The following is a 13,841-nucleotide window of genomic DNA, read 5'->3' on the forward strand; positions in this document are numbered from 1 at the left end:
GGGGGGTGCGGGCGGGGTCTTTGCAACGGGCGGGGGGGGGGGGCGGCGGGGCCGCCCGCCCACGGGCGGCGGGTCAGCAGTCACGCAGCTCGGGTGACTGGTTGAGCAGTTGGCCTCGGGTCGAGACGAAGGCGCGGTACCGCTCACCGTCTACCGCCGACGGTGGGAACGCGGCGACCCGGTGGCAGTTCTGGAACGCCAGCTTCACCCCGAAGTGGCGTTCCAGTGCTCCCCGGATCGCGTCGCTGGCCAGCGCCCGCAGCAGTTGCCCCCGCTCGGCCTCGCTCGGCGGCGGTACGGCGTGGTCGGCGAAGTCGCCGCCGTCGCGGTCGAGGTCGGCGGCGACCTCGCTCACCACTGCCCAGGCGTAGGGCAGCGAGTCGCGTACGCAGGCGACGAACTCGGCATCGCCGACCGGGCCGGCCTCGGCCCGTTCCAGCAGTGCGGTGGGTACGTCGAGGGACATGCAGACTCCTCAATGGTCGGAAGCATCACCGTCGGTGTCGGTGAATGCACTAACCGCGATTCCTACCTTGCCTGATCGCCATTCGCCCGTCCAGCCCTCGCGGGCCGTCCCACTGGCCGCCAGATGCGTCCTCCGGGCGCATGGGCAGCGGGGGCCACGCCCCCCGACTGTCCGAGGCGGGCGGTCGGGGGCGCGGCGGTCAGGGCTGCGTCCGTCAGCCGATCTGGAACGTGTAGTTGACGGTGGGGCTGGCAACTCCGGCACCGCCCTGCGCGGTGGCCCGGAACGAGAGGGTGTAGGTACCCGGTGCCGAGAAGGCCCAGTTGCCGTGGGCGTGGCCACCGGCGCCGATGTTGCCGGGCCAGATCGAAATCGGGCAGCCGGCGGCGCTGTTGGAGTTGAGCCGGAAGGTCGGCGAGCCGAAGGCGTTGGTGGTGTAGAGGGCGAACCGGCCGCCGGCCGGCACCGACGACACACCGACCAACTCCATCCGCACCGGCCCCTGTGCCGCCGGCACATCCTCGGTGTTCCACCCCGCCCAGATCAGACCGGCGTTCTCGGCCTGCGGGGCGACGTAGACGGTCGACCCGGCGGCGCCGAGGCAGCTCCAGGCGGATCCACTCGGCACCGTGATGGCCGAGCTCGACCGCAGTCGCAGCGTCGTACCCGCCGGCGACAGGTCGTCGTTGGCGGGGCTGTACGACCTGATGTCGAGGGTGAGGGCTCCGACGGCGTAGTCGACGTCAAGGGCGTCGACGTGACCGGTCTCCATGGTTGCCGCCGCCGCGGGGGTGGCGGTCAGGCCGAGGACGGCGGCGGTCGCGGCCGCCGCGAGGGCCAGCGTCCGGTGGACGAATCTCATCGCTTCTCCAGTTTTCGGGACGCAGGAATCGGGAAGGGCTCAGCTCTTGACCTTGAAGGTGAGCCACACCGGGTCGGAGGTGACGCGCTCGCCGGTCGCGGCCAACTTGCCGGTCACGTCGACCTTGATCCGGTAGGTGCCGGCCCGCTCGAACGCCCAGTTGACGTGCATGTGGCTACCGACGGGCCGGGTGACCACGTCGGGCAGGCCGTCCTCGCTGTCGACCAGCACCTGCGGCGCGCCGACCGGGTCGGTGACGAAGAGGCTGAACCCGTCCGGGCTGATCACCCGGGTGAACCGGATCCGGACGCTGTCGTCGACGAAGACGCCCGCCTCCACTTCCTCGGTGGCCAGGCCGGCCCAGAGCAGGTTCTCGTCCTGGACCTCGGGAAGAATGTGGACGGTCGTGCCCGGGGCGCCGAGGAATGCGTACGCCGGGTCGTCCGGCACGGTCACCGCCGCTTCCGGCTTGGCGACGAAGATCACGTCGGCCGGGTCGCGCTCCACGTCGGGGTCCACGGTCTCGTCGTGGACGGAGATCTCGAACTCGCCGTCCTCGAAGGCCACGTCCACCGCATCGACGTGCCCCCAGGACAGTTGCACCACGGCCGCCTGGGCGGGTGCGGCCCCGGCCAGCAGACCGGCCGTGATCGCCGCGGTGACGCCGGTCAACGCGGTCATCCTGGCTCGCATACGAATCCTCCTCACGCCGTGGCGCCGCGCCACGACAATAGCAAACGGTAATCGTTTTCAGTAAGCTGTCAAGGGTGCGGCACGGTCGACACCATGGACCCTCCGGGATGGGTCGGTCTCGCCCGCTCGACATGTTTCCGGAGACCGTGCTAGCTTCCCCGCGAACCTGATATCCGTTTTCATTTCGCGAAAGAAGTGGGGGGAGGATGACGACGAGAAATCCCAAGCGTCTTGCCGCGGCTGCCGGAGCCGCCGTCGTGTGCCTCGGTGGCCTGCTGCTGCCCGGTGCCACACCGGCAATGGCCCAGGAGAAGGTCGTGCTGTCCGCCGGCCACACCGATGCGGTCGACGTGCACTACGAGGGTGGCCAGCTCGTGCTCAAGGTGCACGACGACACCGTGGAACCGTCAATCACCCGCGATCCGCAGGACGTGACCTTCCAGGTCCGGCCGGAAGCCGCGGTCGAGGTACCGGACCTTCCGGCGTACGCGTTCCTCGGGCCGGCGGGCTCGACGATCTGGATGCTGCCGATGACCCAGGAACCGAACCTGCTGTGGCCGGGCTGGAACACCACCACGCTGCGATCCGGCGTGTTCCAGGGCAACAAGGTGCGCCTGAGTGTGGTCGAGGTGGCCGGCCCGGGCCGGGTGTCGGTCTTCATGACCGACCCGGTCGGCCAGCCGCTGATCAAGTTCCGCAGCGACGACGGACTGCCGGACGTGATCGACGTGCCAATCCTCACCCACGCCCACGCCAACTGGGTCTTCAGCGCCCTGGGCAGCTACACGCTGACCTTCCAGGCCGACGCCACGCTGGCAGACGGCACGCCGATCTCGACCGGCCCGGTGCCGTACCACTTCGTGGTCGGTGACCTGCCGGATCCGGACCCGGAGGTCGAGCTGTCCGTGCAGGGCCTGCGACCGGGTTACACCCCGGGCGCGGTGGTGACCCTGACCGCCGTACAGAATCCGGTCACCGACCTGGACCGGTACCGCTGGTTCAGCAGGTGCCCGGGGGCGGCGGAGTTCGCCGAGATACCGAGCGAGGTGTCCGCGGCGTACTCGTTCACCGCCACCGCGCAGTTGGACGACTGCCAGTATCTGGCCCGCCTCTACCGGGACGGTGACGTGCTGGTGGCCGAGAGCGCCCCGGTGACTCTGAACGTCGAGGACGCCGGCGCTCCGGCGGCGTCGCAGACCATCAAGGTCACCGTCGGGGCGCAGGGCTCGCTGGTGGTCAGCGTCGACCCCGACGACCGTACGGTGAACCTGCCGGCGGCCGCCCTGTCTCCGGGCGGTGACCGGTGGCAGAGCAGCGGCGACCTGCGTCCGGTCACCGTGACCGACACCCGGCCGGGTAACCCCGGCTGGAACGTCGCCGGACAGCTCGGTGACTTCACCGCCGCACAGGCCCGGGTCGGCGGGAAGTACCTCGGCTGGACGCCGACCGTGCTGGCCCAGGCCCAGGGTCAGGGAATCGTCGCGGGCCCGACCGTCGCCCCCGGCTTCACCGCCGGGAACGGCCTGGCCTCGAGCAGTGTGCTCGGCACCGCACCGGCCGGCGATGGCCGGGGCACCGCCCGGCTCGGCGCCGGACTGAACCTGGAACTGCCGACCGACACCGCCGCGGGACAGTACGTCGCGACACTGACCCTGACCGCCATCTGAGGAAGCTGACCACCCATCTGGAAAAAACTCGTCTCGGCAGCCGTGAGCGCACAGACCACGGCTGCCGAGACGCTTCCAAGCGCTGCCCAGGCAGACCGGGGCCGGTCGCGGGGCGGACCGATGTGACCATCCAGCACTGTCGACAGGAGGGCAAACAACCCATGACGGCCGACCGCTATGCGGAATCCGGTGAGTTCATCGACGTGTTCAGCCGGGACGTCTGGCAGGCGTTCCGGCCGCCGGTCGTCGCGGCACTGCACCGGGCCGTCCCGGAACAGGGGCCGATCCTCGACATCGGCGCCGGGTCCGGGCTGGGTACTCTCCTCGTGGCGGAGACGCTACCGACCGCCGAGATCGTCGCGGTGGAGCCGTCACCGATCCTCCGCGCGGTACTGCTGTCCCGGCTCGTCGACAACGAGTCGCTGCGCCCGAGGGTGATCGTGATCGCCGCCGGCATCCAGGACTGGATGCCCCCGGCCCGCCTGGGCGGGGTACTCGCGATGAACATGCTCGGCCACCTCGACCCGGAGCAACGCCGGACGCTCTGGGCCGACCTGCGCGAGCGGCTGGCACCCTCCGCGCCGCTGATCGTGAACCTGCAACCACCCGCCGAGGTGACCACCATCCCGCCGACCCCGTTCGCGAGCATCACCATCGGCGGCCGCACCTACCAGGGCAGCGGCGAAGCCCGCCCCGCCGGGAACGGCACCGTCACGTGGACGATGAGCTACCGCAGCCTCAGCCAGGACGGCATCGTCGAACGCGAGCTTGTCGTGGCGTACCCCTGGCACGTGATCTCCGCGACGGAGCTGCTCGGCGAGCTTGCCGGCGCCGGCTTCACCGCCACCGTCGGCGAGCTGGACGTCGTGGTGGCCACACCGCACGGCTGACCCGGACACCGGCCACTCGGCGAGCGCTCGCCTGCTGGAAACACCTCTGTGAGGAGACCCGACGTGCACGACAGCACCGACGAGGACGAGGCGGCCCGCACGAAACAGGAGATGACCGGGGTTTTCGACCGTGGCGCCCCGACCTACGACCGCCGCCGAGCGGCCGAGTGAACATCACCTCGCCGCCGCGACAGTCTCCGCCGCTCGCGACCGTGGCCTGGTCCCGCCCGCCGTTACCGGCTTGGTCGCGCATCCCGGCCGGGGAGTGACCGCCCGGGTCGAGGGCGCACCATCGGCGTCGGCAGTCCCGCCCACCTGCTGCCGGACCGACTCTCGCCAGCGCACAGCCATCGTTGTGCTCACGAGCCGGGACATCCTGGGCACGCTGCCGCTGCCGCTGGCCGTCGCGGGGCACGAGGGCTCCACGGTCCTCGTGGCGCTCAACGGGCTGCGGCTGCTGCGCCGCCGCGCATGGCCGGTGGAGCCCGCCCTGTCGTCCGGCTACGGGACGGCCGGCGACGCCTCCCCGGCGCCCGCGAGGTCGTCCCGATGACCGCCGGCCGACTCGGCCGTTGCGGGACGGCGCCAGCGACGGGTCAGCAGGCCGTGCCGCGGCGCGAAGAGCCAGGCGAGGAGGAAAACCGCAGTGGCGACCAGCACGATCGTGCCACCGACCGGGGTGTCGTAACTCCACGACAGGTAGAGCCCGACGAGCGCGGAGGTGCCGCCGATCGCCGGGGACAGCAGCATCATCACGCCGAGCCGGTCGGTGAGCAGCCGGGCCGCCGCCGCGGGAGTGATCAACAGTGCCAGGACGAGGATGTTGCCGATGGTCTGCAGCGAGATCACCACGGCCAGCGTCACCAGCACGTAGAGCACGATGTCGAGCCAGAACACCGGCAACCCCAGCGAGCGGGCCATCTCCCGGTCCAGGCAGACCGCGACGAACTCCTTGTGCAGCGCGAAGACCAGGCCGAGGATGACAAGTCCGGTGCCACCGACGAGGTAGAGGTCCCGGTCCGGGATGCCGGTGATCGAACCGAAGAGGAACTGTTGCAGCGAGCCAGCGTACCCGGGCGCCTGCGAAATGATCACGATGCCGAGGGCGAACGTGGCGACCAGGAAGACGCCGATCAGGGAGTCCTCCTTGAGCCGCCGGTTCTGCGCGAAGATCGCGATCAGCAGGGCGGTCGCCACGCCGGCGACAGCGCCGCCGAGGACCAGGCTGCCCTGTAGGACGAAGGCGATCGCGAGGCCGGGGAAGACCGCGTGCGCGACCGCGTCGCCGATGAAGGCCATCCCCCGGAGTACGACGTAGCAGCCGACCACCCCGCAGACGACGCTGGACATGACCGCGATCGCCAGGGCCTTGGGCAGGAACGCGAGGTCGGGGTTGAAGAGGTCGGTAAGGAAGTCGGTGATGGACACTAGGCCGCCCTCACGAGTTTCAACAGCGGGGAGGTCTCGCTGACCCCGAAGGTGCGCATCCACACCTCGACGTCCTGGAGCTCCTCCGGGTGGCCGTCGGCGATCACGGTGCGGTTGAGCAGGACCAGCCGCGTACAGGACTCCATGGCGGCGACCAGGTCGTGGGTGGTCATCAGCACCGCCCTGCCCTCGGCGGCGAGGCTGACGAACAGGTCGCCGAGCATCTCCTGGGTGGGCATGTCGAGTCCGGTGAACGGCTCGTCGAGCAGCAGGATGCGCGGCGCCAGCGCGAGGGCGCGGGCGACCAGAACGCGTTGACGCTGCCCGCCGGAGAGCTCGCCGACCGGGCGTCGGCGCAAACCGGCGAGTTGCACCCGGTCGAGCGCGTCGCCGACCGCCCGCCAGTCGTCGACACCGGGTCGGCGGAGCAGACCGATCCGGCCGGTCCGACCGCTCAGTACCGCGTGTTCGACCGAGATCGGGAAGTCCCAGGTGAACTCGTGGCGCTGCGGGACGTACCCGATCGTCGAGCGTCCGGCACGGGACGCCTTCCCGTCCACCAACACCCGGCCGGCCCTGGTGCGCACCAGGGCCAGGACGGCGCGGAGCAGGGTGGTCTTGCCGGCACCGTTGGGGCCGAGCAACCCGACCAGTTCCCCGGCGTCGACATGCAGCCGGACGTTCCGCAGCACCGGCCGACCGCCGAGGTCCACGTCCAGCTTCTCGATCTCCAGTGCTCTCACGACCGACCATCCGGCGACGACGCGGTACGTTCGCGTTCGGCTCGGCGCTTCGCGGCGGCCCCCCGGGTCAGGACCACGACCAGCGCGACAGCGAGCAGGACGGCGACTCCGATCAGCGCGGTCAGCAGCAGCGTGCCGGGACCGCCGGACGGGTCGCCGCCCTCGGTCCGCTCGTCGCTGGCAGGCGCCGGGCCGCCGGGTCCGGGGACGTCCGCCGTGGCGGCGAACGCCTCGTCGGTGCTGGTCGCGTCGCCGACCGCGAACCGCAATGTCCGGGTCGCGGAAACCTTCTCGCCACTGACCAGGTCGGCGGAGACCTGGATCGTGACCAGGTAGACGCCGGGAACGGTGAAGACCCAGTTGGCGTGGGTGTGAGTGTTGACCTCGACCCAGAACGGCTGGGCCGCCGGCTGCCCGGCCGGCCCCGCGCTCCGCCACAGCACCTGCGGTGCGGCGAAGTTGCCGGACTGGAGGAAGGTGGTGAGCGTGCCCGGCCCCCGTACGCCGAGCAGGTGCAGCGTGACGCCGCGGTCGATCGTCTGCATCACTCGGGGGTCCTGGGTGTTCCAGCCGAGCCAGACCACATCCTGGTTCTGGACCTGCGGCACCACGTACACCCGCTTGCCGGCGTCGACGCCGAGGAAGGCGTACGCCGGATCGTCGGGCACGGTCTGCACCGCCGCGTCGGAGACCCGCAGCACGGTCTCGTCGGGGTCGCGCCACACCGGCTGCGCCCGGGTGCCGTCGTGGATCAAGAGGCTCCATTTGTCGTCGACGTAGCGGGGACCGATGTCCACGTGCCCGGTCGCCAGAGTCACCCGGCCGGTGGCCAGCGGCTGGTCCGCCGCGATCGACTGTTGGAGGCCCGGGCTCGGCTGCGCGGCGGGCACGGAACCCGGCCGCTCGGCGAGCGCCGGGGTGGCCGTCGCCATCAGCACGACCATCGTCACCGCGACGCATCGCAACATGGTCGTGATCGTGCGGGCGCTCCGCCCGCGCGTCGCCCCTTGCACCACGTCCCGGCGCTCCGGGACGGCCCAGCGGCGCGCTCCTCCTGCCGTCACTACTTCCTCCCTCATCGTGCCGTGCCCAGGCAGTCGTGCAGCGATTCAGCGTTGAACCGCATCATCGCCACGTAGTCGGTCACCTCATCGTCGAAGGTGTCGCCGTAGATCCGGCAGATCCGCAGCCCCTCCTCCCGGGCCACCTCGGTCAGGGTGGTGGAGCGGGCCGCCAGGTTCGGTTCCAGGAACACGGCGGGGATGTCGAGGTTGCGGATCGTCTCGGTCAGTCGGCGCCGGTCGGCCAGACTCGGTTCGGTCGCAGGATTCGGGGTGACGAAGCCCGAGATCTCGATGCCGTACGCCTGGCCCAGGTAGCCGAACGCGTCGTGGGTAGTGACCAGGTGACGCCGCGTGGGCGGGATCCGGGCGACCGTGTCGCGGACGAAGCCATCCAGTCGTTCGAGCTCGCCGACGTAGGTCGAGGCGTTGGCGCGGTACGCCGCCGCGCCCTGGGGGTCCACCCCGATCAGGGTGTCCCGGATAAGCTCCACATAGGAGATGGCGTTGCGGACGTTCTGCCACAGGTGCGGGTCGATCTCGCCGTGCACGTGCTTGCCCAGCACCGCCTGCGGCAGTTGGTAGACCTGGGTACCGGGCCGGCCGAGGAAACGAAACCTGCGGTCGCCGGGCACCTCCCGCAGTGCCTTGTTCGGCACCTCGATCACCGTGCTGGCCGGGTCGTACACCCGCTGACTCACCTCGCCGCTGCCTTCCGGGTCGGCGAACAGGTACAGCCGTCCCTGATCGAGGTCCACACTGATGTCCGCGTGCCCGGAGTTCAGCACCGCCGCGCCCGCCATCCCCGGCACCGAATGCGGATCGACCCCGACGGCGAAGGTGAAGACCCGCTCGCCCATGGGGATGGGCGCGGTGTCCGGGGTGACCGCGAGCTCTGCCCGCATCGCCAGTCGGTAGACGCCCGGCTCGGTGAACGCCCAGCTCATGTGGGTGTGCGCGTCCGGTGGCAGGGTCGCGGTGTCGTCCCGGTAGCCGTTGGACGGGTCGAACCCGTCGGTGGAGTCGACATAGAACGACGGGTCGCCGAAGGACTTGGTCAGGTAGGCGACGAGTTTTCCGGGGCCCTCCACGGCGGTGGCGTGCAGCAGCACATCGGAGGAGCGGTTGGCGCCGTGCGCCGTGCCGGTGCCGCGGACCCGCATGCCGAGCCAGAGGGTGTCCAGCGAGACGTCCTCGACCAGCGGGATGATCTCCGCCGCGTACTTCACCGCGCCCTCGGCCAGCGAGATGTTCGGTACACCGTCGCGCAGGTTCGCGTCCAGCGCCTTGATGACGGCCTGCTCCTCCAGCAGCAGGTAGTTGCTGAACGCGACGTCGGCGTACACGACGTTGCGGACGTCCCGCAGTGTCGGCTCGTAACTGTGCGGGTCGGCGCCGTCGGGCACCAGCGCGCTGACCCGCACCCGGTCACCGCCGACATGGCTGACCAGGTCGCGCAGGATGCCAGTGGTGGTGACGACCTGGAGCCGCTCGTCGTGGGCACTCAGCGTCACTTCCGACTTGCAGCCGGCGGTCAGCACCGCGAACAGCAGCGGCACCACCGCCGGCAGCAGCCGGACGCGCAGGACGGTGTGGCGAGCGGGCGGGCGGGCCCGGGTAACGGCGGTAGCGGGCATCCGCGTACCTCCTCGCTCGGCGCGGCGGCGCCGGTTGATCCCCGCCACCGTGCCGCGCGTCGCGCCGACCGGCAGCACGGAAATGGGAATGGTTATCAGCTCTGGAAGAATCTAGTTACGGTGTGGTGATCGCCCCGGTGCCAGCCCTGCCGCGACGTCGTGCGGCAAGGATCAGCAGGGCACCGGCCAGCACGAGGAGCAGTCCTCCGCCCACCGCCGGAAGAATCCAGGACTCACCGGTACGCGGCAGCCTGCCGTCGCCCGCCTCATCGCCCGACCCGTCGCCGGAGCCGCCACCGAAGCCCGGACCTGGATCGGTGTCGTCGCCCACCGCTATCGCCAGGGTCTTGGTGTCGGTGACCGCCCGGCCGTCCGTGGTGGTGCCGCTCATCTGCACGCTCAGCCGGTAGAGGCCCGGCTCGCTGAACGCCCAGCTACCGTGCGCGTGGGTGTTCAGCGGAATCGCCAGCTGCTGCGGCAGCGCCTTCGCCGAGTCGAAGAGCACGTCGGCGCCGCCGAACGGTTTGGTCAGGAAGAGCGTGAACCGGCCCGGCCCGTCGACCCCGGCGAGGGTCCACGTCACGTCGCCCCGAATCCCGGAGACCACCGACTCGTGCTGGGTGTTCCAACCCGGCCAGACGATCCCGGGAAGCTGCCCCTGCGGCAACACCCAGACCTCGTCACCCTCCTTGCCCAGGAAGTCACTCCCGGCCGGGACCTTCGTCTTCGCGTTGTCCTTGGCATGCAGGACCACGTCGGCCAACTCCCGCCACACCGCCGGGCTGACCGCGTCGTCCTTGATCCGGATCGTCCAGTCCCCGCCCACGAGCTGTGGCCCCATGTCGACGTGCCCGTCCGAGATCACCCTGCGCTCAGCGGCGGCCGGCGCGGCGTTCACGGCCATCGGCTGCGACATCGACGGTGTGGACAGCGGCGCGGCCCGTGGCGCCGCGGGTGCCTTGGCCTCGGTCAGCGGCGACTGGCGGGCCGGCTCGACCGGAGCCGCCGCGGCGGGCGGCGGCAGCGCCGGTCCCGGCCGCAGCGGCGGGACGCTGACCTGGTACGTCGCCTCGGCCGTCACCGTCGCGCCCGTCGTCAGGGTCGCCGACGAGGCGAGCGTCAGCCGATAGTCCCCGGCCTCGCCGAACGCCCAGACCACCGGGGTACGGCTGGCGGCCGGCAGCGACACGTCCCGGGCATCCACGCCGAGCAGTTGCCGGGCCGTCCCGAGACCGGTGACGGTGTAGACGGCGAATCGGCCGGGTCCCTCCACCGCCGTCAGCGACACGGTCACCGCGTCGCCCCGGACGGCCCCCCGTTCCACCCGCGTGGTGTCGAACCCGGGCATACCCGCATCACCGGAGGTGAGCGACCAGACCATCCGACCGGCCGTACCGAGGAACGAGAACTGCGGGTTGTCCGGCACTCGTACCGTCACGCCGCCCTCCGGGCTCAGCAGCACGTCGGCCGGAGTGTGCCCGTCCTCGTTCCGGACGAGCTGGCTGGCGTCGCGGACCCGCATCGAAAGGTCACCGTCGACGACGGCGAGGGACACCAGATCCGCCCCCGCCGGGTCGACCGGCGTCGGCGCGGCGCCCACCGGTGCGGCAGTGCCGGCCAGCGACAGTACGGCCAGGGCCAGCGCGGCCACGCCGACCCGTACCGCTGCTCTTCTTCTCATCTCCTGCCTCGCTCCACTCGGGGGTCGTTGTCGATGTCGCGGCCGGTTCGCCGGCACGTCTCGTCCGGTCACGGTTCGGCGCCCGGGGCCGGCGTCGGCGGCTCGGGTGCGGCATCCGGCGTGCGCCTGTCCGGCTGCGATGGTGGGCCCGTGCCACCTGGTTGTCCTGACGGCGTGGCGGCGGCTGTCACGGTGGCTTCGGCACGGCCCTGCTCGCGAGCCTCGGCAACGGCCTGCGCCAGGCGCCGGGCCGCACGGCGACGCCTGTGGCGGCGGACCATCAGCAGCGCCCACACCGCCCCGACGACGAGTGCGACGAGCAGCAGTTGGAGCCACGGCACGGCCCAGACGGTGACCGCCTCCGACACCGCACCCGGCGGCGGCTCGAGCACCTGACCTTCGACGGCCGTCGGAACGACGGTGGTGGTGACCGTGAGCCGGAACAACGGCGGCACCCCCGGAAGCCGGACAGTGGCCTGGACCGCGTCACCCGGCAGGATCTCCGGCAACGCCGCGCCGGACGCACTGCGAACCCCCAGGCCGAAGGGCCCTGCCGAGTCGACGGTTGACTGTCCGGCGAGCCGAACGTTCCCGGTGTTCCGGATCGTTGCCGTGGCGACGATCTCGCCTCCGGCGAACGGGTTACCGGAAGCACGGTGAGCTATCCGAAGGTCCTCCAGAGCCAACGCCGGCCGCAGTGCGCCGGTGACGCGCAGGTAGATCCGCGCGCCGACCCGGTGGTCGACCGCGACCTGGTTACCCTGCCCGTCGGTGCCGGGGGCGGCGAGCGACGCCACGATGCCGCCGACGTGGTCGCCCGGGGTGGCGTTCTCGGGCACGGTCAGGGTGAACGGCACGTCCATCCGCGACGTCGACGGGATCGTCAGCGTCGCAGCGGTGAGCCGCACCCAGGAACCCACGTCGACCGGCCGCTGCCCCCCGGGCAGCAGGTCAAAGCCGCCCTGAGCGGCGGTGACGGCGTCGCTGGCGTAGAGATTCAGCGTCAGCGGCCGGGCGGAGTGGTTGGTCACCGCCACGTAGTCCGTCACCGTGCCACCGGGATCGAGCTTGTAGCCGAAGCTCGCCCGCCCGTCGGGCCCGGCCGGGCTCGACGGTGTCACGCCCCAGGTCACCCGCGCCGGTCGGACGGGCACATTGCTGTTCGGCGTCGGCGTCGGTCCGGGCGCGGCGGCCACCGGGACCGTGCCGAGCACGGCGATGACAGTGCCGGCAACAACGGTGGCGATGGTGGTGGACAGACGCATGGTGGCTGGCGAATCCGTTCGGGTAGGGGCGTGACCGGCGCCTGAGCCGCCCGGCGTTCGGGAACCGTTCGTCACCGGTCGGCTTCGGCACCAGAACAAGAGTATAAGGGTAACCGTTTTCGTTTTCATCAGGGCGCCCGCCAGGTCAGTCGCGGACGCTGGGGGCGCGGCCCGGCCCCCGCCGTGTGCCAGGTCGGCATAACGGTCACCGCCCGTCGCTGGGGGTGCGGCGATCGGCGCGTAGGCAGGTTCCGCACAACTCCATGCAGGTCACCGTGCTGCGCGTTGGGCACGAAGTCCTCGTCCACGCGCACCTGCTGGAGCCAGCGGGTCACCGTGTCGGCGGACCGCTCCACGACCAGCCCGCACACCTCGCACACCAGGTGGTGGCGCGGACCGTCCCGACAGCGCCGGTAGGTCAACTCGCCGTCGCAATGGAAGACATACAGCCGGCCCGCGTCCGCCAGCGTGCAGGGTGCAGGGTGCGGGGTGCGGGGTGCGGTAGACCGTACGGGCGTACGTGAGGGATTGTGAGACGGACAACAGAAGGGCCCCGATTCGCTTCTCGGCCGTGGTGGCCGGGCTGCTGACCCGGTCGAAGGGTCTGGATTTCGCCCATTGGCTGCGCCTGCAGGGGATAACGGTGTCCGGTTCGGCGGACATCCGCCGGCTGCGCAAGTCCACCAAGGTGGAGAAGGCGATCGCGTTCGGCGGGCGCATCAGTGATGTCGCCGACGACCACTCGGAGCAGACCTTCCGCAGCCACTACGCGCACGGCACGACGTTGCGGGTGATCGCCGGGGACGTGATCACCACCGCGCAGCGGCGCTGGCTGGACGCGGCGCTGGCCGGGCCGATGGTGCTGGACGAGGAGGCGACCCGGTCGCTGGACGACCCTGGCTCGGCGGCGGCGCTGGGACTGGAACCGGCCGACATCGAGGCGCTGCGGACCGGGGAGCTCAACATGGGCGTCACCGACTGCTCGGACCCCTTCGCCTCCCCCGTTCGGCCGTCCCGGGCAACTCTGCCCGGTGGCGCCGCCGCACTGCCTGGAATGCCGCAACGCGTTCGTGCTGCGTTCGAACCGCAACTGCTGCTGTTCGCCGAGCACCTCGCCCATCTCGCCCTGCGGCTGACACCCACCCGTTTCCATGCGCTGTGGGGACAGAGTCGCGCGAACCTCCTGGAGGTGCTGCGATCACGCACCGACGCCGAACCGCGCGACGCGCGGCGGCAGATCGCCGAGGACGGCATCGTCCTTCAACTGCCCTTGGCGAGCCGGGCGGAGTTCGACGCATGACCAGCCCCGTCTCGCCGGGTGGGACGACCTGCAGACAAGGCCGGTCACCGACATCGGCGTCGCTCAACGCCTGAACGCCTGGCTCGCCAATCCCGCGACGACCGTGCCGACGCGCCGCACCAGGACCGGTGAGAGCAGCGGCAGCCTC

12 protein-coding genes are annotated in these 13,841 nt (G+C 71.1%); 3 read left to right on the forward strand and 9 right to left on the reverse strand.

The window, feature by feature from the left end:
- Positions 1-73 precede the first annotated feature (73 nt).
- The 3 genes from V1633_RS29345 to V1633_RS29355 all read right to left on the reverse strand — a co-directional run bounded on the left by V1633_RS29345 (position 74) and on the right by V1633_RS29355 (position 2,021).
- A complete protein-coding gene (locus tag V1633_RS29345; protein WP_331217541.1) occupies positions 74-466 on the reverse strand; it encodes an SCO5389 family protein in 393 nt (130 codons plus the stop codon).
- Between the two features lie 214 nt (positions 467-680).
- Entirely contained in the window at positions 681-1,328 is a 648-nt protein-coding gene (locus V1633_RS29350; RefSeq protein ID WP_331217542.1) for a choice-of-anchor M domain-containing protein, read from the reverse strand.
- Between the two features lie 39 nt (positions 1,329-1,367).
- Positions 1,368-2,021 carry a choice-of-anchor M domain-containing protein gene (locus tag V1633_RS29355; RefSeq protein WP_331217543.1) on the reverse strand — a complete coding sequence of 218 codons (654 nt, stop codon included), beginning with the start codon at positions 2,019-2,021 and terminating at the stop codon, positions 1,368-1,370.
- A gap of 206 nt (positions 2,022-2,227) precedes the next feature.
- On the opposite strand from V1633_RS29355, the gene V1633_RS29360 reads away from it, so the two are divergent.
- Together V1633_RS29360 and V1633_RS29365 are read left to right on the forward strand one after the other, a co-directional pair.
- Positions 2,228-3,688 (forward strand): choice-of-anchor M domain-containing protein, encoded by a 1,461-nt coding sequence (locus V1633_RS29360; RefSeq protein WP_407952126.1) that lies wholly within the window; start codon positions 2,228-2,230, stop codon positions 3,686-3,688.
- A gap of 161 nt (positions 3,689-3,849) precedes the next feature.
- Positions 3,850-4,578 (forward strand): class I SAM-dependent methyltransferase, encoded by a 729-nt coding sequence (locus tag V1633_RS29365; protein WP_331217544.1) that lies wholly within the window; start codon positions 3,850-3,852, stop codon positions 4,576-4,578.
- 501 nt (positions 4,579-5,079) lie between these two features.
- Here the strand turns inward: V1633_RS29365 and V1633_RS29375 are convergent.
- From V1633_RS29375 to V1633_RS29400, 6 genes are all read right to left on the reverse strand, one after another.
- Positions 5,080-6,006: an anchored repeat-type ABC transporter permease subunit gene (locus V1633_RS29375; RefSeq protein WP_331217545.1), complete on the reverse strand. Its 927-nt coding sequence runs from the start codon at positions 6,004-6,006 to the stop codon at positions 5,080-5,082.
- Positions 6,006-6,719 carry an anchored repeat-type ABC transporter ATP-binding subunit gene (locus V1633_RS29380; protein ID WP_407952129.1) on the reverse strand — a complete coding sequence of 238 codons (714 nt, stop codon included), beginning with the start codon at positions 6,717-6,719 and terminating at the stop codon, positions 6,006-6,008. Before V1633_RS29380 ends, V1633_RS29375 begins: the two co-directional genes overlap by 1 nt.
- Before the next feature lie 26 nt (positions 6,720-6,745).
- Positions 6,746-7,717, reverse strand: a complete 972-nt coding sequence (locus V1633_RS29385; protein WP_407952127.1) for a choice-of-anchor M domain-containing protein — start codon at positions 7,715-7,717, stop codon at positions 6,746-6,748.
- 107 nt (positions 7,718-7,824) lie between these two features.
- Positions 7,825-9,447 (reverse strand): anchored repeat ABC transporter, substrate-binding protein, encoded by a 1,623-nt coding sequence (locus V1633_RS29390; protein WP_331217547.1) that lies wholly within the window; start codon positions 9,445-9,447, stop codon positions 7,825-7,827.
- 115 nt (positions 9,448-9,562) lie between these two features.
- Positions 9,563-11,128 (reverse strand): TIGR03773 family transporter-associated surface protein, encoded by a 1,566-nt coding sequence (locus V1633_RS29395; protein ID WP_331217548.1) that lies wholly within the window; start codon positions 11,126-11,128, stop codon positions 9,563-9,565.
- Positions 11,129-11,196: 68 nt separating this feature from the next.
- Complete coding sequence (locus V1633_RS29400; RefSeq protein WP_331217640.1) at positions 11,197-12,393, reverse strand: WxL protein peptidoglycan domain-containing protein; 1,197 nt, start codon at positions 12,391-12,393, stop codon at positions 11,197-11,199.
- Positions 12,394-12,964: 571 nt separating this feature from the next.
- On the opposite strand from V1633_RS29400, the gene V1633_RS29405 reads away from it, so the two are divergent.
- Positions 12,965-13,693 (forward strand): hypothetical protein, encoded by a 729-nt coding sequence (locus V1633_RS29405; RefSeq protein WP_331217549.1) that lies wholly within the window; start codon positions 12,965-12,967, stop codon positions 13,691-13,693.
- Positions 13,694-13,841: the final 148 nt, after the last annotated feature.

The organism is Plantactinospora sonchi, assembly GCF_036422035.1.
In the GTDB taxonomy this organism is placed as follows: domain Bacteria; phylum Actinomycetota; class Actinomycetes; order Mycobacteriales; family Micromonosporaceae; genus Plantactinospora; species Plantactinospora sonchi.